Below are 24918 nucleotides of genomic sequence, written 5' to 3' on the forward strand. Positions count from 1 at the left end.
GGGTACCCACCGTTTTTGGCGGGTATCGCTTGACCCTCCCCAACGGAAAAACCGGTAAGGACTTATGTGCGGATTAGCTGGAGAACTACGTTTCGACCATCAACCTGCGGACCTCGCAGCCATTGAACGAATCACCCATCATCTGGCCCCTCGCGGCCCTGATGCATGGGGCTTCCACAGCCAGGGACCGATTGCCCTGGGCCATCGGCGCCTGAAAATCATGGACCTGTCGGACGGCTCGGCGCAGCCGATGATCGACAACCAACTGGGTCTGTCCCTGGCCTTCAACGGCGCGATCTACAACTTCCCGGAACTGCGCACCGAGCTGGAAAGCCTCGGTTACGCCTTCTATTCCGGCGGCGACACCGAAGTGTTGCTCAAGGGCTATCACGCCTGGGGCGAAGCGCTGTTGCCCAAGCTCAACGGCATGTTCGCTTTCGCCATTTGGGAGCGCGACGCCCAGCGTCTGTTCATCGCCCGCGACCGTCTCGGTGTGAAGCCGCTGTATCTGTCGCGCACCGGCCAGCGCCTGCGCTTTGCCTCGGCGTTACCGGCATTGCTCAAGGGCGGTGACATCAACCCGATTCTCGATCCGGTGGCGCTCAATCATTACTTGAATTTCCACGCGGTGGTCCCGGCCCCGCGCACCTTGTTGGCAGGCATCGAAAAACTGCCCCCGGCGAGCTGGATGCGCATCGAAGCGGACGGCACCACCGAGCAGAAAACCTGGTGGACCCTGCCCTACGGCCCACACGCCGACGAGTTGAATTTGACCCTCGAAGACTGGCGCGACCGCGTACTCGACAGCACCCGTGAAGCGGTGGCGATCCGTCAACGGGCGGCGGTGGATGTCGGTGTGCTGCTTTCCGGTGGCGTCGATTCGAGCCTGCTGGTGGGGCTGTTGCGCGAAGTCGGGGTCGAAGACTTGTCGACCTTTTCCATCGGCTTCCAGGATGCCGGTGGCGAGCGCGGCGACGAGTTCCAGTATTCGGACCTGATCGCCAAACACTACGGCACGCAACACCACCAACTGCGCATCGACGAAAAAGAGATCATCGAACAATTGCCTGCGGCGTTCCGCGCCATGAGTGAACCGATGGTCAGCCATGACTGCATCGCCTTCTACCTGCTGTCGCGCGAAGTGGCCAGACACTGCAAGGTGGTGCAAAGCGGCCAGGGCGCGGATGAGTTGTTCGCCGGGTATCACTGGTATCCGCAAGTAGACCGGGCGAGCGATCCGTACGCGGCCTATCGCGATGCGTTTTTCGACTGCAGCTACACCGACTACGCCGCCACGGTGCAGCCGAAATGGCTGACAGCCAACGACGCGGCGGGTGACTTCGTGAAGGAGCATTTCGCCCGGCCGGGCGCCGATGCAGCCGTGGACAAAGCCCTGCGCCTGGACAGCACCGTGATGCTGGTGGACGACCCGGTCAAACGGGTCGACAACATGACCATGGCCTGGGGTCTGGAAGCGCGTACGCCGTTTCTCGACTATCGCCTGGTGGAGTTGTCGGCGCGGGTGCCGGGTAAATTCAAGCTGCCCGATGGCGGCAAGCAAGTACTGAAAGAAGCCGCGCGGCGGGTGATTCCGAGTGAAGTGATCGACCGCAAAAAAGGCTACTTCCCGGTCCCCGGCCTCAAGCATTTGCAGGGCGACACGCTCAACTGGGTGCGTGAACTGCTGCTCGACCCGAGTCAGGATCGCGGCCTGTTCAACCCGGCCATGCTCGACCGCCTGCTGACCGATCCGCAAGGTCAGTTGACCCCGTTGCGCGGCTCCAGGCTGTGGCAATTGGCAGCCTTGAACCTGTGGCTCAGTGAACAAGGAATCTGATCGATGAAAACCCACGCCACGGCTTACAGCCAACGCTTGCTGCGCGGTCAGGCGCCCTCCTACGAACGTTTGCAGGCACGCCTGGCCGAAGACGGCAGTGCATTGGGCGCAGCGCCGATTGCCGTGCATTGCGGTTGGGGCCGGTTGCTGATCGGCCATACCTTTCCCGATGCGGCGAGCCTCGCCCAAGAGCTGCTCAATGAGCAGCCCGGTGAGCGGGACATTGCCTTGTACGTCGCCGCGCCCCAGCAAGTGCTGGGGCTGGAGCCGGCCCAGTTGTTTCTCGACCCGTCCGACACCTTGCGCCTGTGGTTCAGCGATTACCGTCAGGCCACCCGGGTGTTTCGCGGTTTCCGCATCCGCCGGGCGCAAAGCGAGGCGGATTGGCAGGCCGTCAATCAGCTGTATCAGGCCCGTGGCATGCTGCCGATTGATGCAAGTTTGCTGACGCCTCATCATCAGGGCGGCCCGGTTTACTGGCTGGCCGAAGATGAAGACAGCGGCGCGATCATCGGCAGCGTCATGGGCCTCAATCATCACAAGGCATACAACGACCCGGAACACGGCAGCAGCCTGTGGTGCCTGGCGGTGGATCCGCAATGTTCGCGCCCTGGCGTAGGTGAAGTGCTGGTGCGGCACTTGATCGAACACTTCATGAGTCGTGGGCTGAGTTACCTGGACCTGTCGGTATTACATAACAACCGTCAGGCGAAGAATCTCTACGCCAAGCTCGGTTTTCGCAACTTGTCGACCTTCGCCATCAAGCGCAAGAACGGCATCAACCAGCCGTTGTTTCTCGGCCCAGGCCCCGAAGCCGGGTTCAATCCGTATGCGCGAATCATCGTCGAGGAAGCTCATCGACGCGGCATTGAGGTACAGGTCGATGACGCCCAGGCTGGCCTGTTTACCTTGATTCACGGCAGTCGTCGGGTGCGTTGCCGCGAATCCCTGAGCGATCTGACCAGCGCCATCAGCATGACCTTGTGCCAAGACAAAAGCCTGACCCACAAGGTGCTGAAAAACGCCGGCCTTAAACTACCCGCCCAACAACTGGCGGGGAGCGCGGACGACAATCTGGCGTTTCTCGACGAGCACGAACGGGTGGTGGTCAAACCGCTGGACGGTGAACAGGGCCAAGGGGTGGCGGTGGACTTGCGCACCCTCGAAGAGGTCCGGCAAGCCGTCGAAAACGCCCGCGCATTCGACAGCCGAGTGCTGCTGGAGAGTTTTCACGAAGGCCTCGACCTGCGGATACTGGTGATCGGTTTCGAGGTGGTCGCGGCCGCCATTCGCCGACCGGCGGAGGTGGTGGGCGATGGTCAGCACTCCATCGGTGCGCTGATCGAGGCCCAGAGCCGTCGTCGTCAGGCAGCGACCAGCGGTGAAAGCAAAATCCCGCTGGACCATGAGACCCAGCGCACGTTGCAGGCGGCGGGTTATGACTACGACAGCATTCTGCCGGCCGGCGAGCATCTGTTCGTACGGCGCACGGCGAATCTTCATACCGGCGGCATTCTTGAGGACGTCACGGCAATTCTGCATCCGACCCTGGCGGATGCGGCGGTGCGCGCAGCACGGGCGCTGGATATTCCAATGGTCGGGCTCGACCTGATGGTGCCGGCCGCCGACCAGCCGGAGTATGTGTTTATCGAAGCCAATGAACGCGCCGGGCTGGCCAACCATGAACCGCAGCCGACGGCCGAGCGTTTTGTGGATTTGTTGTTTGCCCATAGTCAGCCGGTCCCCTAGTGATGTAGCGCCCGGCCCCCATGATCGTTCCCACGCTCTGCGTGGGAATGACTCGTCGGACGCGCAGCAATCGCTTGGGACGCAGAGCGTCCCTGGCTGCATTCCCACGCAGAGCGTGGGAACGATCAGCCCTCACCCCAGGAGTTTCCATGACCAGCAACATTCCCGAACCAGATCTCAATTACCTGCAAAAAGTCCTGCTGGAAATGCTCGCCATTCCCAGCCCGACCGGGTTCACCGACACCATCGTGCGTTACGTCGCCGAGCGCCTCGAAGAGCTGGGCATTCCCTTTGAAATGACCCGCCGCGGCACCCTCCGCGCCACCCTCAAGGGCAAGCAGAACAGCCCGGATCGAGCGGTCTGCGCCCACCTGGACACCATTGGCGCGGCGGTTCGCGCCATCAAGGACAACGGTCGCCTGACACTGGCGCCGGTCGGCTGCTGGTCCAGCCGTTTTGCCGAGGGCAGCCGCGTCAGCCTGTTCACCGACAACGGCGTGATTCGCGGCAGCGTGTTGCCGCTGATGGCTTCCGGGCACGCGTTCAACACCGCCGTGGATGAAATGCCGATCAGTTGGGATCACGTCGAATTACGCCTGGACGCCTATTGCGCCACCCGCGCCGATTGCGACTCGCTGGGGATCAGCGTCGGCGATTTCGTCGCCTTCGACCCGTTGCCGGAGTTCACCGAAAGCGGCCACATCAGCGCCCGTCACCTCGATGACAAGGCCGGCGTTGCCGCGCTGCTGGCGGCGCTGAAAGCGATTGTCGACAGCGGTGCAGAACTGATGATCGACTGCCATCCACTGTTCACCATCACCGAGGAAACCGGCAGTGGCGCGGCGGCGGCCCTGCCCTGGGACGTCAGCGAATTCGTCGGCATCGACATCGCACCGGTCGCGCCCGGCCAGCATTCCAGTGAACACGCGGTAAGCGTGGCGATGCAGGATTCCGGCGGGCCTTATGACTATCACCTGTCGCGGCACCTGCTGCGCCTGGCCAGCGATAACGAACTGCCGGCGCGCCGGGACCTGTTCCGCTATTACTTCAGCGATGCTCACTCGGCCGTCACCGCCGGCCACGACATTCGCACCGCCCTGCTCGCCTTCGGATGCGACGCCACCCACGGCTATGAACGCACCCACATCGACAGCCTCGCCGCCCTCAGCCGCCTGCTCGGCGCCTACATCCTCAGCCCGCCGGTGTTCGCCAGCGATGCTCAACCGGCCGCGGGATCGCTGGACCGGTTCAGTCACCAGATCGAGCACGAGACGCAGATGGAAAGCGATACCCGGGTGCCGTCGGTGGACAGCCTCGTCGGACAGCGCACAGAAAGCTAAGGCGAACACTGGTGATGTGTCCATAACCGCCGTAGCATCGCGTCAATGTTTAGCCGAGGTGCCTTATGCTGATTCCCCACGACCAACTTGAAGTCGACACCCTGACCCGCCTGATCGAGGATTTCGTGACCCGTGACGGCACGGACAACGGCGATGACACGCCGCTGGAAACCCGTGTGTTGCGTGTTCGTCAGGCATTGATCAAGGGCCAGGCACTGATCGTCTTCGATCCGGAAAGCGAGCAATGCCAGTTGATGCTCAAGCACGACGTGCCCAAGCACCTGTTCGACTGAGTCAACGAGCCTTGGCTTTTGCCTGTTTGATCTGGATGCGCTCGTAGACCTCGGCGCGATGTACGTTGACCTGCTGCGGCGCTTCAACGCCGAAGCGCACGCTGCTTCCGTTGACGGCGAGAACCCGCACGGAAATGTTGTCACCAATGGATATCAACTCGCCCACAACGCGACTGAGTACAAGCATGGTATTCATCCTTCAGGGGTTACCGGCCCTTGAAGATGCCCCGCGTTTAGCGGGTCTACAATGCACCAGCCGCAAATCAGTCCCGTCCTACGGCGCAGGATGCATCGCCCTGACGGACACGTCCGACAAACCGGTTAAATGAAGGACCGATCCTTCAGGAACCGGAGAGACGCGGACCAAACAGGATGACACTCGCCCCGATCACACACAGCGCCACGCCGATCCAGTCCGAGCTCAATGGGCGAATCCGCTCGACCACCGCCAGCCAACCAATCGAGGCAATGATGTAGATGCCACCGTAAGCGGCATAGGCACGGCCGGCGTAACTCGCTTCGACCCGGGTCAGCAACAGCGCAAACAAGGTCAGGCTGAGCAGCGCCGGAATAATCCACCACGCACTTTTACCCTGGCGCAGCCACATCCAGAAGGCGAAGCAACCGGCGATTTCGAACAGCGCGGCGAAGAGAAACCACAGGTAATTGAGCATGCAGATGCCTCGTGAGGATGACCGATGGGCGGCCACCCTAACGATGGTATTGCGCACGGGCAAGTTCAGCCGGCGTTTTGTTTGGCCTTGGCGCGCATTTTGTCGGCCATCACAGTCATTTCATCGTAGAGCAATTGCGGGTTTTTCTGCTTCAGCGCCCAGGCCATGCGGCCCTGCTCGTGGGGCAGAATCAAGAACTCGCCAGCGGCGACTTGCTGATAGATGTAGTCGGCAATATCGGCCGCGGTGATCGGAGAACTTTCCAGCAACTTACCGACCTGGGCTTTCATGGCCGGGGTCGGGCCACGGAAGGAGTCGAGCAAGTTGGTCTGGAAGAATGACGGACAGACCACATGCACGCTGACTTGCTCGTGGGCCAGTTCGATCAACAGACTTTCGGACAAGGCCACCACGCCCGCCTTGGCCACGTTGTAATTACTCATGGCCGGACCTTGCATCAGCGCTGCCATCGAGGCGATGTTGATGATCTTGCCCTTGCTTTTCTCCAGCAGCGGCAGGAAGGCCTTGCAGCCCTTGACCACGCCCATCAGGTTGATCGCGATCTGCCAATCCCAGTCCTCCAGCGACAGTTCACTGAAGAACCCGCCCGAGGCCACACCCGCGTTGTTGACGATGACATCGATACCACCGAGTTTCTCTTCGCAAGCCTGGGCGAAGGCGGTCAGCTGGCTGTAGTCGCGCACATCGCATCGCTGGATGAAACCGTCGCCACCAGCCTCGCGAACCCGCTTCAGGGTTTCTTGCAGGCCGGGCTCACTGACATCCGACAAGGCCAGCTGCCAGCCTTCACGCGCCCAGCGCAGCGCGATTTCGCGACCCAGGCCTGAGCCCGCGCCAGTGATCATCATGCGATTTTGCATAGCAAACAGCCTTGTTGTTCCGGGGAAGATGCACCGAGTGTAGCGAAGGATATTGCGCGACCCACGCTCCATCAGAGTGCTGAATGGCCAGCGATGAACCACGGCGCGGTCTGACTGTTTCAACGTTGAGACGCAGTAAACGAAATAAGCGTGCTTTCCAAAAACATTAAAAAAAACTGGAATTTTTCTTCATACCCGTAAGTCGGATTTTGTAAGCAACCAGGATTAATCCAGTCCTGCTTATGGCTAAAAACGCCAGGTCAAATCCATAACGCTTCCAGCAAGGAAATAGACATGAGCACAATTCTTATCGTTATTCTTATCCTGTTGCTGATAGGTGGTTTGCCGGTCTTCCCGCACTCCAGAAGTTGGGGTTACGGCCCGTCCGGTATCATCGGCGTGGTGTTGGTGGTGCTGTTGATCCTGTTGTTGCTTGGCCAGATATAAAGTTTTTATCGGCCAAAAAAAGAGGCCCTGCGAAGGGCCTCTTTTCTGTGTTCGGGAAACTTAGTCCGGCTTGCCGTCAACCACACCGGCGGTGTTATCGATCAAGCTTTTGGTGGCCGTCTGGATGAACGACTCGAGCTTCTGCTTGAGCGCCGCTTCGTCCGCCGATGCCGGGATCACTTCACCTTTCGGGTTGGCGCCCAGTTCGTATTGATACAGCTTCGGCGGCATCTCTTTCGGCAGTACCAGCACGCGGTCCGCGGTGAGCAACGCGACTGTCTGATCGCTGCCCGACGGCTTGATCACGCCGAAGCCCTTGTCGCCTTCCGGCAGGTTCAGCAAGTCGCGCCCCCAGCATTGATGCACCACGTCGCCACCAACGCGGCCCATGATGGTCGGCACGATGTCGATCTGGGTGCCGACGGTGTGGTCGACCTGGCCGAATTTTTCCTGCACGCCCGGCCCGATCATCAGCATTGGCACGTTGAAGCGGCCCAGGTCCATTTCGGTGATCTGCTGTTCGTTGCCAAAACCGTGGTCGCCGACGACCACGAACAGGGTTTCCTTGAAGTACGGCTCTTTGCGGGCCTTTTCGAAGAACTGACCCAGCGCCCAGTCGGAGTAGCGCATGGCGGTCAAGTGTTCGTTAAGACTGCCGCGATCGGTCACGCGCTCTACTGGCAAAGGCGTCGGCATCGCGTACGGTGTGTGGTTGGACAGGGTCTGCAACAACGCATAGAACGGCTTCTTGTCCTTGCCATCGCGGGCCTTCAGTTCTTCCAGGCCACGGTTGAACATGTCCTGGTCGGACACGCCCCAGGTCGGGTCGGAAAACACCGGGTTGACGAAATCATTGCGCCCGATGAAGTTGGTCATGCCCTGGTTGCTGAAGAAACCCGACTGGTTGTCCCAGGCGAAGTCGCCGTTATAGACGTACACGTCGTCGTAGTCACGAGCGCTGAGCAACTGCGGCAGGCCGGACAGTTTGTGGCTGCCTTCCGGGGTCTGCATCAGGTATTCGAAACCCGGCAGGTTCGGGAAGCAGGCCATGGTAGCGAACATGCCTTGGTGGGTATGGGTACCGTTGGAGAAGAAACGGTCAAACAACAGGCCTTCTTTGGACAGCTTGTCAAAGTACGGCGTGATCTCACCCGGGCGACCCAGAGCGCCCACCGAGTGACCGGCGAAGCTTTCCATCAGGATCACCACGACGTTCTTGATCGGCAGCGTCTTGTTGGTATCGGGGGTGTAGTTGCGACGCACCGCGGCAGTCTCAGGCTCCACCAGTTTGTCACTCGGGGTCAGCAACATATCGCGCACGCTCTGCTGGGCCAGAGGCTGAGGCAGCGTGGCTTTCCAGATATTGTCGCGATCTTCGGACAGGCGGCTCTTGGCCGCCGCGATCAGCGACAGCGTGCCGTTGAGGCCCAACTGGTTGGCGAAGTTCGAGTCGGTGGTGTAGACGTCCCCCCAACGCAGCGGCGGACCCTGACGCAAGGTGCCGCGAGCGGCGACCACACAGACCAGCAGGCAGACCACGAACACCACGCCGCGCGCATACCACGGAGCGACCTGGCGCGTGCCGATGCTGCCACCGCTGAACGGACCGCGAGGACGCGTGGCGCGGTCGGCGCCCTTGAACGCGAGGGTCAGGATCAACGTGCCCACGGCCCAGGCCAACAGGTAGCGAACCACCGGAAAACCATACCAGAGCATGCTCATCACGGTTTTCGGGTCTTCTTTCACGTACTGGAAGACCAGGCCATTGAGGCGCTGGTGGAACTCGCGGTAGAAGTCCATCTCCATCAGGCCGAGGAACAGCGCGATGCTCGAGGCAACGGTCAGCCAGAGCCGGAAGAATCCGCGGGCCGCCATGGCACGAGCGCTGAACAGGGCCAGCAGCAACGGAACGCTGAGGTAAACCACCAGACGCAAGTCGAAACGCAGGCCGTTGGCGAACGCTTCCAGAAAAGTCGAAGCCGGTGTGTCGAGGATCATCGAGCGGTTATAGACCAGCAGCGCCACGCGCAGCAGGCTGAACATGACCATCATGACCAGGGCGCACAACAGCGTGTAGGCCAGATGCGATTTGACGGTCGGTTGCAGCAGGCGACTAGAAGCTCGCTGCTGACTCAGGGCGTCCGGGTTTGCCATGTCGTTTTAGGACCCATTGGAAGTTGAAGTTTCAAAAATACAGCGGCGCCTTGCCCTCTGTTGGCCATCCTCGGCCCCGGGGCGTGCGCAGTGCGCAAATGTTGCACGATCAACCGCGCCATTGCCATTGATTACTGCCCGGCAGGTCAACTGTCGCCTGTAGCGCTCTGGGACAAGAGGCGTGGCGCAAAGTTGCGGGGTTGACCCGTTGAGGTGTGGGCGAATTGTCTTGGAGGCTTTGTGAAAATTTCGTTCAACGCATATCCGGAAACAAAATAAAGCTCGTTCTTGGAAAAAAACGCAAACGCCCCGGTCAAATCGGGGGCGTCGTTCAGCAGGTCGTATCAACTGAATACGCGGTTACTTCTCAGCGCGTTCTTTCAGGGCCTTGAGGGTATTGAACGGTGCATCGACCACGAACTTGTTGGCCAACCACGACGGCACGCTGCCGCCTGGATCGGTGTGAACCTGATAAGTCACTTCGACTTGATCGCCTTTAGGCACGAACTTCCAGAATCCCTTGAGCTGGGCGACCCGTACAAAACCTTTTTCTTCCGCGAGGTACTTCGGTTGCCCTTCCAGCTCGCGGGTCAGACTGCCATCGGCACCGTCAATGGTGGTGACATGCAACACCGAATCGCGAGCAGTGACCGGCCAGGGTGTATTGAACTGAGTGTAGGTCCAGCTCTGGTTGCCTTCGTGCTTGAGCAGCTTCTGGGTCTTGCACTCGTGAATCCAGGCGCAGGCCCCCGGCACGTCTTCCTGAAGTGCACGCAGTTTGGCCATGGTGGTCTTCATGACCGTTACGCCACGGTAAGCCTTGTATTGGGAACCCGCCACCTCACTCAAGGACACCTTGATGCCGTCTTCGTCCTTGGCGGTTTTCCACTCTTCGGCCTGGGCCGTGGTGGCCAGCAAAACCGTCAAACCACACAACACAGCGATACGATGCAGCGAACCCATAGTCTTTTCCTTATTGTTGAAGTTCCGTTCGTTGAACACATCACGCGGCCGTCATTTGCTCCCACCAGCCCAGCAATTTGATCGCTTCGTCGCGACTGCTTCCGCAAACCTCGACATCGGCCTCAAATGCCGAACACACCGCAGGACGTTCCGGCCTGCCGAAAATGCTGCACAGGTTGTCGGCAGACAGTTGTACGCAACGTTCTCCAGCGGCTTTGCCATTGGGCATGCCGGGAATCGGCGAACTGATGGAAGGGGCAATGCAACAGGCGCCACAGCCTTCACGGCATTTCATGACGACAAGCTCCTCGCGACGGGCAATGTGTTAAAGGGACGTGGCACAGAGTAACGGCTAAAACGACTGTTTTAAATTACCCGGGCCCGGGTTTTTACGCTCAAACGAACGTGACTGACCAGTCTCCGACAAAGCGTCTGGTGCGCGGGTCACGAACCGGGGAAATTTACTGCTTGAACTCGAAGTCCAGCGCCGCACCTTCAACCTCCCTGCGCTCTTCGTTACGCAACTGCAACTGCATTTCGTTGCTGAGCAGGCGACCGTTGAGCTGGAACGGGCTGCTCTTCTCACCGAACATTTGCGGCAACACCGCATCGTGTCGGGGCAACGGTACCGTGCCGACCGGTTTCAGTTCTTCGACCATGTCCTTGGGCAAGCTCAAGTCGAGATTGGCGGAAGGCAGTTTGGTTTTCACCACTTCACTGGCCGGTGTCGACTTGGACGCTATGGGCGAACGTTTTTTGACCGGCGCCGCCTTCTTTTGGGCTGGTGCGGCTTTTTTGACCGGTGCCGTTTTTTTCTCAGTGGTGCTGGCTGTCGGCTTTTCCTGAACGGAAGCCGCCATGACGCCTTCTGCATGACACGTCATCAAGAGGCAGATCAACAGCCAGGTAGCAGGAAAAATCGGTTTCATGGACCCAACGGCGCGAACGGCAGAAGGTCATATGCTCGCCTGTTGGAGACGACAAGACAAGCGGGCCGTTCATAACTGCCCGGCAAGTCAAAAACCGCTGGCCGTCTCCTGACATAGTTGCGTCGCCAGCAACCCCAGCGTCATCAATGCACGCTCGGCCTCGCGGTTCCAGGGGGTGCCACAGTTCAGGCGGATACAATGATTGAACTGCTCGGTGTTACTGAAAATCAGCCCTGGTGCAATGCTGATACCTTGCTGCAACGCACGCACATGCAGTTCCTGCGTGTTGACCCGACCCGGCAAGCTGACCCACAGAATGAAACCGCCAGTAGGCCGGGTCATCTGTGTGCCTTCCGGGAAATATTGCTGTACGGCCAGCTGGAAAGCGCTGAGGTTTTTGCGGTACTCCTGACGGATGTAACGCAAATGCCGGTCGTAACCGCCATTCTCCAGGTAAGCCGCGATGCCCATTTGCGTGACGCTGCAGGCCGAATGCGTGCTGAACGTCTGCAAGCGCTGGATTTCCTGCTGGTACTTGCCGGCAATCATCCAGCCGATCCGCACGCCCGGCGACAGGGTTTTGGAGAAGCTGGAGCAATAGATCACCCGATCCAGCCGGTCATAGGCCTTGAGCGATTTGGTGCGGCCCTGCTCGAACATCAGTTCGCCGTAAATATCGTCTTCAACGACCTGAATATCAAAATCCGAGGCCAGGCGCAGCAGTTGTTTCTGCCGCTCTTCGGGCATGGTGCCGCCCAGTGGGTTGCTCAGGCGCGTGGTCAGCACCAGCGCCTTGATCGACCACTGGTTGGCCGCCAGTTGCAGCGCCTCGAGGCTCATGCCGGTGGCCGGGTCGCTGGGAATCTCGATGACTTTGAGCCCCAGCAGGTCGGCCAATTGCAGCAAACCGTAATAGGTCGGCGACTCGGCGGCGATCAGATCGCCCGGCCGGGTCAATACGCGCAAAGACATCTGCAACGCATCGACGCAACCGTGGGTAATCACCACTTCCGATGGGTCGACCACCACGCCGGCATCGCGCATGCGGATCGCCACTTGCCGACGCAACGGCTCGAAACCGGGGCTGAACATGTAACTGAACGCCCGCGGGCTATGGAAACGGGTGACTTTGGCCAGCTGCTGATGCAGCGCCCGCACCGGCAGATAGTCAACGCTCGGCACCGCCGCGCCCAACGGAAAAACGCCTTCGCGGCGGGATTCGACCAGTACTTGCTGAATGATGCTACTGCGGGTGACCAGGCCTGGACGCTCGACCCGGGCGATATCCGGGGTTGGCGCCGTCAGGGCCGGCGTCTGGTGTACGTAGTAACCGGATTGCGGCCGGGCACGGATCAGCCCCTGATCCTCAAGGTTGGCGTAGGCCTGCAACACCGTCGCATGGCTGACGTTGAGCTGCGAGCTCATCTTGCGCACCGAAGGCACGCGCTCCCCCGGTTGATAGACACCGCGGCGGATGTCTTCGGCCAGTTGCTGAGCAATACGTTGGTAGAGCAAGAGATTGGTCATGACGCAGCACTCGATTTCACGGGCATTTTATTCTTGTGTGAAACAATACCGGAACAGTTTAGAAGTGTACTGGGACAGTTGCCACAATAGTCAACCATACAGTGCTGTGTCAGCAATATCTGTACTGTTTTACGACGCATTTGACAGGCGCAAAAAAACCCGGCGCTGTCTGGCAGGCCGGGTTGTAGGAGCTGTCGAGTGAAACGAGGCTGCGATCTTTCCAGATTCACTTGAGTCCCAAGCGAAAGATCAAAAGATCGCAGGCTTCGCCAGCTCCTACAGGGTTTGTGAAAGTCCTTAGCGGGCAGCGCCGAGCAGGCCTTTTTCATCGGAGAATACAATCTCCACCCGACGGTTCTGCGCACGACCGCGCTCGGACGCGTTGGCGTCCACCGGGTACTCATCGCCGTAACCTTCGACCTGGATGCGTTTATCGTCGATGCCCAGGTCCGTCAGCACGTCGGCCACCGATTGCGCACGGTCGCGGGACAGCTTGAGGTTTTCCTGTTTACCGCCGGTGCTGTCGGTGTAGCCCTCGATCCGCACCACGCGCTTGGGGTTGAGTTGCAGGAACTGGACGATCTTGAGCACCACGCGGTTCGCCGAGTTCTTCAGTTCCGCTTCACCCGTATCGAACAGCACATCGCCCAGGGTCATCACCAGACCACGATCGGTCTGGGTGGTCGCCAGCGCCACGATCTGCTCTTCGAGCCACTTGCCCTGTTGCTGCACGCTGAGCAACTTGGACTCACGCAGCGCCAGTTGCAGACGCTGACGCTCCAGTTCGAGCTTCGCGGCACGCTCCTCGTTGAGCACCTGATTGGTGTGCTCCCGGGCGATTTCGCTGTAACGCCGGCTCAGGTAGGCGTAATGCGCCACGTCCGAACCGCTGCCCCAGTAGCTGGACAGTCGATCGGCGCGGGCCAGGGACTCGCCGGCACGGATCACGTCTTTGGGCGCAATGCGCAACACGTTGGAGTCTTCCTTGACCTTCTGGAAGTCAGCACCGGCCTGCTGCAACGCGGCTTCGCTGTGTTGACCGGCACAGCCATAAAGGCTTGCGCAACCGGCCAGGATCAAGCCACTGAGTACTTGGGTCTTGAGGCTCATTGGGCATCTCCCAGCTGCTTGCGCAAGCGAGTGATGCGAGTATTAAGCACATTCAACTGCGCCTCGCTCTTGAGGGTCAGGACCCGGGCTTCGGCCAGGCGCGCGTCCAGCTCGGCCTGCTCGGCTCGCATGCGCGCATTCTTGAAGGACTGGTCGGCCATGTTGCCCTTGGCACGGTTGAACTTGTCCTGGGCCAGTTTCAGCTCTGGCACTTCGTCGGCGGTAGCGCCCACGGCCCTGGCTTGTTCGAGGGCCTGTTCGGTCAGGCGTATTTGTTCATTCGGCGCCGGATCGGCTGCACAACCCGCCAGAGCCAGAACGGCCAGGGCAGCGAAAAGAGGTCGAATACTCACTAAAAATCCCTACTGTTTTGGGGTACTGACAGGTTGTGGCTGCTGTTGAGAGCCTTGCGCTTTCCAACGCTCGATATTGCGCAGCAGCGCGGCTTCCGTCAGTCCGGACGCGGGCAATTCTGTCATCTTTTTGGCCAACTGTCCGCGCAACCAAGGATCATTGCAGGCAGAGTTATGGGAAACCGCGAGATACAGGCCGGGTTTGTCGATGGGTTGTGGGCGAGCCATCAAGTCATTGGCCATCCCCAGCGTTTGCGCCATGGCCATGCCCGAATAGCGACCGGCGAGGACAAATTCCACCTCGCCCAGCAGCAATTTCTGAAAGGCCTGGGTCAGGTTGGGCGTACGCACGAGGGTCAATTGCTGCTCGGCGAAAGTGCCGAATGACGGGGTCACTCGAGCCTTTTCCGACAAAGCGCCGGGATGGCCGTGAAGGTCCTGCGCTTCGTTGTAGACCAATAGCGAGTCGTTGCGGGTCCAGACCAGATAGTCGTTTTCCAGCAGCGGTGGATGGATGTAATCCAGATTTACCAGCTCATTTACCGCCAATGGCGCATCGGCCAGCATGTCCATGCGCCCGCTGCGCACTTCGTCCAGGGCCTGGGAGCGCTTGCCGGCGTAAAGCAGCTCGACTTTGATGCCCAACTCCCCCGCCACCTGCTGCAACAGATCAGCGCTGGCACCAATCAGATGCTGGGGGTTTTGCGGGTCTTGCCACAGGTACGGCGGCGCGTCCGGGCTGCCGGTCACCACCAGGCGCTCGCATTTGCCGGCAGCGATGGACAGCCCCGGTAACAACGTCAGCCCCAGCAGTAATGACCAGCCACACACGCGGCGTAAATCCATGGCGACACACTCCACTCAAACCCGGCTATATCGCCTGTAGGAGCTCCTACAGAAGCACAAAAAAAACCCGACCAAAAGGCCGGGCTCTTTATAAGTCAAGCCGCCGGATTAGACCAGCTTCTCGAACTCAGGGATGGCTTCGAACAGGTCCGCCACCAGGCCGTAATCGGCCACCTGGAAGATCGGCGCTTCTTCGTCCTTGTTGATCGCCACGATCACCTTGGAGTCTTTCATGCCGGCCAGGTGCTGGATCGCGCCGGAGATACCGACGGCGATGTACAGCTGAGGCGCAACGATCTTGCCGGTCTGACCGACCTGCATGTCGTTGGGGACGAAACCGGCGTCGACCGCGGCGCGCGAAGCACCGACGGCAGCGCCCAGCTTGTCGGCCAGGGCGTACAGGTGTTTGAAGTTGTCGCCATTCTGCATGCCGCGGCCGCCGGAAACGACGATCTTGGCGGCGGTCAGTTCCGGACGATCGGACTTGGCCAGTTCTTCGCCGACGAAGCTGGAAGTGCCAGCGTCGTGAGCAGCGGCAACGGCTTCAACGGCAGCCGAACCACCTTCAGCAGCCACCGGGTCGAAACCGGTAGCACGCACGGTGATCACTTTGACCGCAGCGTTCGATTGAACGGTGGCGATGGCGTTACCGGCGTAGATCGGGCGCTTGAAGGTGTCGGCGCTTTCGACCGAGATGATCTCGGAGATCTGGTCAACGTCCAGCTGAGCGGCAACGCGCGGCAGGATGTTTTTGCCGTTGGAAGTGGCGGCAGCGAGGATGTGGCTGTAGCCCTTGCCTAGCTCTGCAACCAGAGGAGCAACGTTTTCCGGCAGTTGATGCGCGTAAGCGGCGTTATCGGCCACCAGCACTTTCGCCACGCCAGCGATTTTCGCAGCGGCGTCAGCCACGGCGCCAGCGCCCTGACCTGCAACCAGAACGTGGATGTCGCCACCGATCTTGGCGGCAGCAGCAACGGTGTTCAGCGTGGCCGGGGCCAGCACTTTGTTGTCGTGTTCAGCGATTACCAAGATAGTCATGATTAGATTACCTTCGCTTCGTTTTTCAGTTTCTCGACCAGTTCAGCCACCGACTTGACCTTGATACCCGCGCTGCGTGCAGCTGGCGCTTCGACTTTCAGGGTCTTGTTGGTGGAGGCGGTGGAAACGCCCAAAGCGTCCGGAGTCAGCACTTCGAGAGGCTTCTTTTTGGCTTTCATGATGTTTGGCAGAGACGCGTAGCGCGGCTCGTTCAAACGCAGGTCGGTGGTGACGATGGCCGGCAGCTTCAGGGAAACGGTCTGCGCGCCGCCGTCGATTTCGCGGGTCACGGCAACGCTGTCGCCGCTGACTTCGACTTTCGACGCGAACGTGCCCTGACCGTAGCCGCTCAATGCCGCGAGCATCTGGCCAGTCTGGTTGTTGTCGCTGTCGATGGCTTGTTTGCCGAGGATCACCAGCTGAGGCTGTTCCTTGTCGACAACAGCCTTGAGCAGCTTGGCAACGGCCAGGGAAGTCAGATCTTCAGCGGATTCGACGAGGATGGCGCGGTCGGCACCCAGAGCCAGCGCGGTGCGCAGTTGCTCTTGAGCGGTGGACGGGCCGATGGAGACGACGACGATTTCAGTCGCAACGCCTTTCTCTTTCAGACGTACGGCTTCTTCCACTGCGATTTCGCAGAACGGGTTCATCGACATCTTGACGTTAGCGAGGTCGACGCCGGAATTGTCCGCCTTGACGCGAACCTTGACGTTGTAATCCACAACGCGTTTGACAGCTACAAGAACCTTCATGGATTCCTCGTTACTCTCCGGTGAAAAGAAAGTCGCCTAGGCGAACCTGGCGGTTGATGCTCATCGGCGCAAGGGCACCTCTAAAAACGCTGGCAGGTGTATCGGGTGAACCTTGCTCACGAGGCTGATGACCATTCGTCAGTGATGACCGACGAGTCATTCATTATCGCGGCGTGTAAACTGCGTGCAGAACCTGCGCGACGCATCACCTTGTACTGCCATCGCCCTGTCTTTAGAGGTGCTCTTGAAACCAACAGTCAGCCTACGGCGAGCGCAAAACCGCCCGTATCTTGACCGGAACACCTATTCCGGTCAATACGGCAAAATGGCCAGTCATAAGCCGCGTGACTTTGATTTATCTGGCTTTGAGCCAATTCAAACAAACGTTTGTATTGGACGCTGGTAGTGGTGTAGATATAATGCGCCACCCAGAGAGAAAGGTGGCTCATCGATTGTCCTCTTCCCCGCATTGAGGGGAATTCATGGATGCGACACCAAACCTCCAATTAGAAAAAAAACTGTTGAGCCTTGAGTAGGAGATAGCCTGTGGAACGCGAATACATGGAATTCGACGTGGTCATCGTCGGTGCCGGCCCCGCTGGCCTGTCCGCCGCCTGCCGTTTGAAGCAGAAGGCCGCCGAAGCCGGTAAGGAAATCAGCGTCTGCGTGGTCGAAAAAGGCTCCGAAGTCGGCGCTCATATCCTGTCCGGTGCCGTGTTCGAACCACGGGCCCTGAACGAACTGTTCCCGGACTGGAAAGAACTCGGCGCGCCGCTGAACACCCCAGTCACTCGCGATGACATCTTCGTTCTGAAAAACGCCGACAGCGCGCAGAAGATTCCTGACCTCTTTGTGCCCAAGACCATGCACAACGAAGGCAACTACATCATCTCCCTGGGCAATCTGTGTCGCTGGCTGGCCCAGCAGGCCGAGAACCTGGGCGTGGAAATCTACCCAGGCTTCGCCGCCCAGGAAGCGCTGTTCGACGAGAACGGCGTGGTTCGCGGGATCATCACCGGCGACCTGGGCGTTGACCGCGAAGGCAATCCGAAAGAAGGCCTGTACACCCCGGGCATGGAACTGCGCGCCAAGTACACGCTGTTCGCCGAAGGTTGCCGCGGCCACATCGGCAAGCAGCTGATCAAGCGTTTCAACCTCGACAGCGAAGCCGACGCCCAGCATTACGGCATCGGCCTGAAAGAAATCTGGGAAATCGACCCGGCCAAGCACCAGCCTGGCCTGGTGGTCCACACCGCCGGCTGGCCGCTGGACATCATGGGCACCGAGAACACCGGCGGCTCGTTCCTCTATCACCTGGAAAACAACCAGGTGGTGGTCGGTCTGATCGTCGATCTTTCCTACAGCAACACCTTCCTGTCGCCGTTCGACGAGTTCCAGCGCCTCAAGCATCACCCGGTGCTCAAGCAATACCTGGAAGGCGGCAAGCGCGTCAGCTACGGTGCCCGCGCCATCTGCAAAGGCGGCCTGAACTCACTGCCGAAAATGGTCTTCAAGGGCGGCGCGCTGATCGGTTGCGACCTCGGCACCCTGAACTTCGCCAAGATCAAAGGCAGCCACACCGCGATGAAGTCCGGCATGCTCGCCGCTGACGCCGTGGCCGACGCGCTGTTCGCCGAGCTGGACGGCACGCAAGAGCTGACCACCTACGTCGATGCCTTCAAGAAGAGCTGGCTCTACGACGAACTGTTCGCCAGCCGCAACTTCGGCCCGGCGATGCACAAGTTCGGCCCGATCATTGGTGCCGGTTTCAACTGGCTCGACCAGAACATTTTCGGCGGCAAACTGCCGTTCACCCTGCACGACACCAAGCCGGATTACGCGTGCCTGAAACTGGCGGCCGACTGCAAGAAGATCGACTACCCGAAACCGGACGGCAAGATCAGTTTCGACAAACTCAGCTCGGTATTCATCTCCGGCACCAACCACGAAGAAGAGCAGCCGTGCCACCTGAAGCTGGCCGACGCGAGCATCCCGATCGCCAAGAACCTGCCGCTGTACGATGAGCCTGCCCAGCGCTACTGCCCGGCCGGCGTGTACGAAGTCGTTACCCAGGAGGACGGCGAGAAACGCTTCCAGATCAACGCCCAGAACTGCGTTCACTGCAAGACCTGCGACATCAAGGATCCTGCACAGAACATCACCTGGGTGGCGCCGGAAGGCTCCGGCGGCCCGACTTACCCGAATATGTAAGTCGAACGCTTGAACAACAAGGCTCCCGAAAATGGGGGCCTTTTCGTTGCCCGACGCTGAAGCTCTAAACCTTCAGGCCCAATTCCGCAGAAAGCCGGGCTGTAACCCCTTTGACCAGGGGAATCAGCTCGGCCATTTTTTCCAGCGGCATGTACGGCACGGTGCTGGCGATGCTGATACCGGCGACGATGCGCTTGCTGGCATCGCGGATCGGCGCCGCCACGCAGCGGATCGACGGTTCGTTGTCTTCCAGGTCGAAGGCGTAACCGCCGGCCACGTACTCGATCATGCGCTGCTGAAACTGTTCCCAGGATTGCTCCGGGTGCTGCGGCCAGAACTGATTTTTCCCACCTACTGGCAAGCTGATTTCGTACAGCCGTTGCCATTCTTCCTGCGTGTCGTCGAGCATCAACGCCTTACCGATCCCGGTCCGCGCCAATGGCATGCGATGACCGACCCGCGAGCGCATTTCCGGACCGTTGCGCCCCGGATTCTTGAGCAGGTACAGCACCTCGTCGCCCTCACGAATCGCCAGGTGAATGGTATCGCCGGTCAGCGCCGACAATTCATCCAGATACGGCCCGGCCAGCGTCGCCAGCGGCAATTCTTCACGCGCCTGAAAACCCAGCTCGATCAGTTTCGGCCCCAACAGATAGCCGACTTGCGGCACCACCCGCAGATAACGCTCGTCCACCAGGCAGCTGGCCAGACGATGGGTGGTGCTGCGCGTCGTGCCGATCAGCCGGGCGATTTCCTTGAGATCGCGGGCGCCACTGGCCACCGCCTGAACCACACCCAGGCCACGAAGCAGTGTCTGGGTGCCGGTCGGCGCGGCGTCCTTGGCGATTTTTGGGGCGTCTTCCTGCATATCCAGCCTTTAGCGTTGAGCGAGTGAACGGGCGGCATTATGGTCGCCCGACGGCTGCGACTACAACTTGATACGCTCGACCTTGCCTACCAGCAACACGTAGGAAAGCGCACCCAACAACGCCAGAACCGAGATATTCAAAATAATGACAGCAATCATGCCCAAGGCAACCTTGACCAATTTTGGTATCGAGTTAACGCCGCCCATCAATATGATCAGAACAATAATGACGCCTGAGACATCTGACTTTTTGCCACTCTTACTTACAATAAAAAACAACCTTGAAAATAGATACGGCATAGTCACTTTGGGCGAGACGGCACAAGTACCGACCGTACAGTCTGTAGCGATTAGTTCGAGCTAAAATCAAACGATTCAGGCTTTCGAAGTGCCGAAAAAATGATGATCCACATAAGAACAAGGCACGAACGTACCAGAATGATCGCATTAACTCGTGGGTCAATTTTCAATCAGCGCCGACATGCCATATACCACCAAATCCTGTAGGGTGAGGGGTAGACGACGCTATCTCCCATGGATTAGAGTACCGTCGTGTTAGAGAGCATCACTGCCATGGAGGCATTTGTGTATAACTCGTCTTAACTCCCGCAAACACCTTACCCTGTTGTACGCAGGCAGCCTAGCTGCTAGCACTATCACGCATAACTTAATTGAACCAAGTTTCCTGGTTCGACTATCTAAATATTCGACCGCGAATATAGGCTTTGAAGCGTCACGACCAATGGATGGGTCATTAATATGCTTGCTGTTGCACTAGAAAATTGCCTTTACCGCGAGTTTGTTTTGCCAACTGAAGCCATCAGTGATGAGTTTAGACTATCTTTTTCTGCGCTCTCGAAAGACCGCCATATGCGTCTCGGAGACAACTATCGTTCTCGCGCCTTTTCCAAAGGCACCTTGATTGGGAACGAAATTTACTGGGATGACAACTCTGATTTTTTCAGAATCAGAATATCAATTAATACATGGGTGGTGTAGAGCATTTTTTTGATCCCCTCTGCCGACCATATCACTCCAATGTAAACTCCTGGTAAACCATGTTTTCTACAGACAACAACTTACCGATAGAAAAAAACGCCCAGCCCTTAAAAAATTTTTGGGCCGACACCTTCGCACTAAATACGTTTTGCTACTTAATCTCCATACCGATCGAACTAGGTTTTGCGCAAATGACACTTAGCACACACCTAAGTGCCAGACTCGTAGGGCTTTTCATTATCACCAGCACTGCTCGTCCCTTCGGTATATGGCGTGACTACGTATTTAGAAAATTCAAGATTTCCGATAGTGACAAAGGCATAAAACCTTACTTTATCGACACCTTGGCCTATCTCTCGTTCGAGCTACCACTCTATATAATAAACATGAGCATAAGCGGTGCAACCTTAATACAAGCCATCAAGGCTGCCTTGATATTCTGTATTATTGCAGGATTTGTTGGCAGACCTTACGGAATATATAGAGCGCTCATCAGAAAAAAATTATTCAACCTGAACTGAGAACAAAAATGGATATTGACTCAATAGTTCACAGCATCACATCACAGAACGATCTAAGGGAAAATATTGTAATCGACTGCGGCCACACAACCATATTTTCATCTCACGATGGCTATTCATTTGGTATACAAGGAGAGCCTAGCCCAACGGAGATTCTCACATTCAGGCTAGGGGTTGCATTACATGACGCCTTAAAGCGTCATAACAAAAACGTATCCATAAATCTGTACCTTTCTGACCTTATAGGCATCAAAGGAGGGAACAATGAGCGACGGAAAATCACTCAAGACATCGAACACCTTCAAAGGGCCGCTTATATCCCTGCTGCCTATCAAAATATACTCGCAGCGAGTGAAATACCTTTAGAAAAGGTAGCCATTCATTTGCAATCCAATGGCAACCATCACTTCAAGAAAATCATGCGTCGAGCTCGATCTGGAATTGAGCACCTCAAGTCAACCAATCAAAACTACATCGACGAGGTATTCAAAAAAACAAATTCACTATTCCTCTCCACCGAAGATCAGGGCATGTTCTCGTTGACCACTCCCTACCTGTTCGACACCGACGATGAAGACTCTTACTTTGGAGGATCATGGTGGAAGAACAACGAGAACCAGATCAGGCAGAGCGACTTGGAAAACTGCCCCTTGGCCCGTTTGAAAAAGAACCCCGTGATCAATCTCTACGAAACAGGAGGGCGAGTTCTTTGCCCCGCGACCTACGGCGGCTTGCTTTGTCAATTTGACAATTCCGTGGATCATATCGCAATTTACGCAAGAGCAGACGACGAGTTCATTGGAGAGAAAGTGTATCGCGGCGTTATATCAGCCAACGTGCTAATCGAAAACTTTTCCAGAAACTGCGTACAAATCATCATCAACAAAGATGAGCTGATAGAACACACCTTTTTTGAAAAAGGCTTGATTGGCCGTTCAAGCATGGACAGCATGAAGTTCACGGATCAGATACAGAACATGCTGCACAACAACAACATGAAGATAATATAAGGATATATATGATCTATCTTGACAACGCCGCCTCTGCATTGCCTTTCGAAGAGGCTGTAGTTTTCTCTCCAGAGTTTGGAAACCCTTCAAGCGATCATTCTGTCGGCCATCAAGCCAACGCGGTGCTTGGAAAAACCAGAGCGCTGTTGAGCATGATGTTCGGAGGGCGGCCAAGCGAATATCATTTTTGCTCAGGCGCCACCGAAGCTGCCAACCTGATTATTCAAGGAAGGTGCCACTTTCTTAAAATGGCCAACCCGACAAGGAACGAAATAATTGTCAGCGCCATTGAGCACCCTGCCATATTCAATACCGTTGAACACATGCGGCAGTCCGGCTTTATCGTTCATATTGTTCCAGTTGATCATCGAGGCATTATAGAAGCCTCTTTCATTTACGATATTCTCAATGAAAACACCTCGATGGTATTAGTCATGGGTGTTAACAATGAAACTGGGGCGCGTCAACCCATCGACGAGATCGCCAGAAAAGTAAAAAGCATCGATTCGGAAGTCTCCTTCATTTGTGACGGCGTACAAACACTGACAAAAGTTGCTTCCCCTGACTTAACGTATATCGATGCCCTTATTGGTTCTGGTCATAAACTGGGAGCGGCAATGGGGATCGGCTTTTTTTATTTGAATCGTCGCTTCAGACTCTCCCCCTTGCTATTCGGAGGCGAACAGGAGGCTGGCGTCAGGCCTGGCACAGAAAACATCTACGGCATAGAGTCTTTACATAGAGCTCTCGAACATCACCAAAAAAACGCTGACCAGTACCATCAGCACGTTCACGCCTTGAACCTGCTCCTTCAAAAGACCCTTGAGCAGTCAAATATTCCGTTCTCGATCAATACCCAAGATGGAGAGACTTCGGATTACATACTCTCTATTTGTTTTAACGGTATCGATGCGAGTAGAGCGATTAAGTTTCTCTCGCAAAGGGGTATTTGCGTCTCGAAAGGCTCAGCTTGTAGCAGTGTGTCTCCTAAGCCTTCCCGGGTATTAAGCGCCATGAAGCTCACTCACACCCAAATGAGCTCCACCTTACGAGTCTCTTTTAGCCCGCTAAACGTCAAGGAGGACGTTCTCACTTTTTGTGCAGCCATGAGAGAATTGCATTCACATAACGTCGAAACCTCAACTCTAGTGCAACAAAACCAGATGTAAGCTACGTCGCTGGAAAAAGCAGTACGATGAACACACTCTGCGCTCATCGTACCGCTGCCTTGGAAACGATCACCGCGTGAGTATCACCACTCGGCAAAGCTGCCATCGGCATGACGCCAGATCGGGTTGCGCCAGCGGTGGCCGACGGCGGCGCGTTCGATCACGTATTCCTCGTTGATCTCGATGCCCAAGCCAGGACCGTTGGGGATTTTCACGAAGCCCTTGTCGTAGTCGAACACCCGCGGATCCTTCACATAATCGAGCAGGTCATTGCTCTCGTTGTAATGGATGCCCAGACTCTGTTCCTGAATGAACGCGTTGTAGCAAACCGCGTCCAGTTGCAGGCACGCCGCCAAGGCAATCGGGCCCAGCGGGCAATGCAGCGCCAGCGCCACGTCGTAGGCTTCGGCCATGTTGGCGATCTTGCGGGTTTCGGTGATGCCACCCGCGTGGGAGGCATCGGGCTGGATGATGTCGACGTAGCCTTCACTGAGCACACGCTTGAAGTCCCAACGCGAGAACAACCGCTCGCCCAGAGCAATCGGCGTACTGGTCAGCGGCGCCAGTTCTTTCAGCGCTTCGTAGTTTTCGCTGAGTACCGGCTCTTCGATGAACATCAGTTTGTACGGATCGAGTTCCTTCATCAGCACCTTGGCCATGGGCTTGTGCACCCGGCCGTGGAAGTCCACACCGATGCCGACATTCGGACCGACCGCATCACGCACCGCGGCAACATTGGCCAGCGCCAGATCGACCTTCTCGAAGGAATCGAGAAATTGCAGTTCTTCGGTGCCGTTCATTTTCACTGCGGTGAAACCACGGCTGACCGCTTCTTTCGCGGCGCGTGCGGTGTCCGCCGGGCGATCACCACCGATCCACGAGTAGACGCGGATCTTGTCCCGCACCTGACCACCCAACAGATCGCTGACCGAAACGCCCAGGGCCTTGCCCTTGATGTCCCACAACGCCTGGTCGATACCGGCCAGGGCGCTCATGTGAATCGCCCCGCCCCGGTAGAAGCCGCCGCGATAGAGCACGGTCCAGATGTCCTCGATGTTGCGTGGGTCTTTGCCGATCAGGTAGTCGGACAATTCTTCAACCGCAGCAGCGACCGTGTGGGCGCGACCTTCGACCACGGGCTCGCCCCAACCGGTCACGCCCCCGTCGGTTTCGACCTTGAGGAAGCACCAGCGGGGAGGAACGATGAAGGTAGTGAGTTTGGTGATTTTCATCTTTTATCTCTCTTA

General features: G+C 57.7%; 24 protein-coding genes. 9 read left to right on the forward strand and 15 right to left on the reverse strand.

What is annotated here, in order from left to right:
- Positions 1–64 precede the first annotated feature (64 nt).
- From HCU66_RS16045 to HCU66_RS16060, 4 genes are all read left to right on the forward strand, one after another.
- Positions 65–1837 carry an N-acetylglutaminylglutamine amidotransferase gene (locus HCU66_RS16045; protein ID WP_205889401.1) on the forward strand — a complete coding sequence of 591 codons (1773 nt, stop codon included), beginning with the start codon at positions 65–67 and terminating at the stop codon, positions 1835–1837.
- A 3-nt stretch (positions 1838–1840) separates the two neighbouring features.
- Positions 1841–3586 carry an N-acetylglutaminylglutamine synthetase gene (gene ngg / locus HCU66_RS16050; RefSeq protein WP_205889402.1) on the forward strand — a complete coding sequence of 582 codons (1746 nt, stop codon included), beginning with the start codon at positions 1841–1843 and terminating at the stop codon, positions 3584–3586.
- Positions 3587–3735: 149 nt separating this feature from the next.
- Complete coding sequence (locus HCU66_RS16055) at positions 3736–4926, forward strand: osmoprotectant NAGGN system M42 family peptidase (RefSeq protein ID WP_205889403.1); 1191 nt, start codon at positions 3736–3738, stop codon at positions 4924–4926.
- Positions 4927–4991: 65 nt separating this feature from the next.
- Positions 4992–5219 carry a YheU family protein gene (locus HCU66_RS16060; protein ID WP_008060849.1) on the forward strand — a complete coding sequence of 76 codons (228 nt, stop codon included), beginning with the start codon at positions 4992–4994 and terminating at the stop codon, positions 5217–5219.
- 1 nt (position 5220) lies between these two features.
- On the opposite strand, the gene csrA is transcribed toward HCU66_RS16060, so the two are convergent.
- From csrA to HCU66_RS16075, 3 genes are all read right to left on the reverse strand, one after another.
- Complete coding sequence (csrA, locus tag HCU66_RS16065) at positions 5221–5406, reverse strand: carbon storage regulator CsrA (protein WP_064616631.1); 186 nt, start codon at positions 5404–5406, stop codon at positions 5221–5223.
- 154 nt (positions 5407–5560) lie between these two features.
- Positions 5561–5893 carry a YnfA family protein gene (locus HCU66_RS16070; RefSeq protein WP_205889404.1) on the reverse strand — a complete coding sequence of 111 codons (333 nt, stop codon included), beginning with the start codon at positions 5891–5893 and terminating at the stop codon, positions 5561–5563.
- Between the two features lie 65 nt (positions 5894–5958).
- Positions 5959–6774 (reverse strand): SDR family oxidoreductase, encoded by an 816-nt coding sequence (locus HCU66_RS16075; RefSeq protein ID WP_205889405.1) that lies wholly within the window; start codon positions 6772–6774, stop codon positions 5959–5961.
- 288 nt (positions 6775–7062) lie between these two features.
- Here HCU66_RS16075 and HCU66_RS16080 point away from each other — a divergent pair, with 288 nt between their 5' ends.
- Positions 7063–7221, forward strand: coding sequence for a DUF3309 family protein (locus HCU66_RS16080; RefSeq protein WP_205889474.1), 159 nt, complete (start codon positions 7063–7065; stop codon positions 7219–7221).
- Positions 7222–7281: 60 nt separating this feature from the next.
- Here the strand turns inward: HCU66_RS16080 and HCU66_RS16085 are convergent, their stop codons facing one another.
- The 10 genes from HCU66_RS16085 to HCU66_RS16130 all read right to left on the reverse strand — a co-directional run bounded on the left by HCU66_RS16085 (position 7282) and on the right by HCU66_RS16130 (position 16893).
- Positions 7282–9375, reverse strand: a complete 2094-nt coding sequence (locus tag HCU66_RS16085; RefSeq protein ID WP_205889406.1) for an LTA synthase family protein — start codon at positions 9373–9375, stop codon at positions 7282–7284.
- A 360-nt stretch (positions 9376–9735) separates the two neighbouring features.
- Entirely contained in the window at positions 9736–10338 is a 603-nt protein-coding gene (locus tag HCU66_RS16090) for an START domain-containing protein (RefSeq protein ID WP_205889407.1), read from the reverse strand.
- A 40-nt stretch (positions 10339–10378) separates the two neighbouring features.
- Positions 10379–10633 (reverse strand): YkgJ family cysteine cluster protein, encoded by a 255-nt coding sequence (locus tag HCU66_RS16095; protein WP_205889408.1) that lies wholly within the window; start codon positions 10631–10633, stop codon positions 10379–10381.
- Between the two features lie 166 nt (positions 10634–10799).
- Positions 10800–11267 carry a translation initiation factor 2 gene (locus tag HCU66_RS16100; RefSeq protein WP_205889409.1) on the reverse strand — a complete coding sequence of 156 codons (468 nt, stop codon included), beginning with the start codon at positions 11265–11267 and terminating at the stop codon, positions 10800–10802.
- An 87-nt stretch (positions 11268–11354) separates the two neighbouring features.
- Positions 11355–12794: an aminotransferase-like domain-containing protein gene (locus HCU66_RS16105; RefSeq protein ID WP_205889410.1), complete on the reverse strand. Its 1440-nt coding sequence runs from the start codon at positions 12792–12794 to the stop codon at positions 11355–11357.
- 297 nt (positions 12795–13091) lie between these two features.
- Complete coding sequence (locus tag HCU66_RS16110) at positions 13092–13904, reverse strand: OmpA family protein (protein WP_205889411.1); 813 nt, start codon at positions 13902–13904, stop codon at positions 13092–13094.
- Positions 13901–14257 carry a DUF4398 domain-containing protein gene (locus HCU66_RS16115; protein ID WP_205889412.1) on the reverse strand — a complete coding sequence of 119 codons (357 nt, stop codon included), beginning with the start codon at positions 14255–14257 and terminating at the stop codon, positions 13901–13903. The genes HCU66_RS16110 and HCU66_RS16115 overlap by 4 nt, the downstream gene beginning before the upstream one ends.
- A 9-nt stretch (positions 14258–14266) precedes the next feature.
- Positions 14267–15103 carry a substrate-binding periplasmic protein gene (locus tag HCU66_RS16120; protein ID WP_205889413.1) on the reverse strand — a complete coding sequence of 279 codons (837 nt, stop codon included), beginning with the start codon at positions 15101–15103 and terminating at the stop codon, positions 14267–14269.
- A gap of 108 nt (positions 15104–15211) precedes the next feature.
- The gene (locus HCU66_RS16125; RefSeq protein ID WP_205889414.1) at positions 15212–16141 is read right to left on the reverse strand and encodes an electron transfer flavoprotein subunit alpha/FixB family protein; all 930 of its coding nucleotides are present in this window, start codon (positions 16139–16141) and stop codon (positions 15212–15214) included.
- A gap of 2 nt (positions 16142–16143) precedes the next feature.
- Positions 16144–16893 carry an electron transfer flavoprotein subunit beta/FixA family protein gene (locus tag HCU66_RS16130; RefSeq protein ID WP_003226982.1) on the reverse strand — a complete coding sequence of 250 codons (750 nt, stop codon included), beginning with the start codon at positions 16891–16893 and terminating at the stop codon, positions 16144–16146.
- A gap of 546 nt (positions 16894–17439) precedes the next feature.
- Between HCU66_RS16130 and HCU66_RS16135 the strand changes: the two genes are divergently transcribed.
- Complete coding sequence (locus tag HCU66_RS16135) at positions 17440–19104, forward strand: 4Fe-4S dicluster domain-containing protein (protein WP_205889415.1); 1665 nt, start codon at positions 17440–17442, stop codon at positions 19102–19104.
- Between the two features lie 64 nt (positions 19105–19168).
- Here the strand turns inward: HCU66_RS16135 and HCU66_RS16140 are convergent, their stop codons facing one another.
- The gene (locus HCU66_RS16140; protein ID WP_205889416.1) at positions 19169–19972 is read right to left on the reverse strand and encodes an IclR family transcriptional regulator; all 804 of its coding nucleotides are present in this window, start codon (positions 19970–19972) and stop codon (positions 19169–19171) included.
- Between the two features lie 1058 nt (positions 19973–21030).
- Here HCU66_RS16140 and alaE point away from each other — a divergent pair.
- The 3 genes from alaE to HCU66_RS16155 are packed head-to-tail and all read left to right on the forward strand — an operon-like array spanning position 21031 to position 23671.
- Positions 21031–21492 (forward strand): L-alanine exporter AlaE, encoded by a 462-nt coding sequence (alaE, locus tag HCU66_RS16145; protein WP_205889417.1) that lies wholly within the window; start codon positions 21031–21033, stop codon positions 21490–21492.
- 8 nt (positions 21493–21500) lie between these two features.
- Entirely contained in the window at positions 21501–22502 is a 1002-nt protein-coding gene (locus tag HCU66_RS16150; RefSeq protein ID WP_205889418.1) for a hypothetical protein, read from the forward strand.
- An 8-nt stretch (positions 22503–22510) separates the two neighbouring features.
- Positions 22511–23671 (forward strand): cysteine desulfurase family protein, encoded by a 1161-nt coding sequence (locus HCU66_RS16155; RefSeq protein ID WP_205889419.1) that lies wholly within the window; start codon positions 22511–22513, stop codon positions 23669–23671.
- Between the two features lie 83 nt (positions 23672–23754).
- Here HCU66_RS16155 and dgoD read toward each other — a convergent pair whose 3' ends face one another.
- Positions 23755–24903, reverse strand: a complete 1149-nt coding sequence (gene dgoD, locus HCU66_RS16160) for a galactonate dehydratase (RefSeq protein ID WP_205889420.1) — start codon at positions 24901–24903, stop codon at positions 23755–23757.
- Between the last annotated feature and the right edge of the window lie 15 nt (positions 24904–24918).

Origin of the sequence: Pseudomonas frederiksbergensis (assembly GCF_017114915.1) — a bacterium.
Lineage (GTDB): Bacteria > Pseudomonadota > Gammaproteobacteria > Pseudomonadales > Pseudomonadaceae > Aquipseudomonas > Aquipseudomonas frederiksbergensis_I.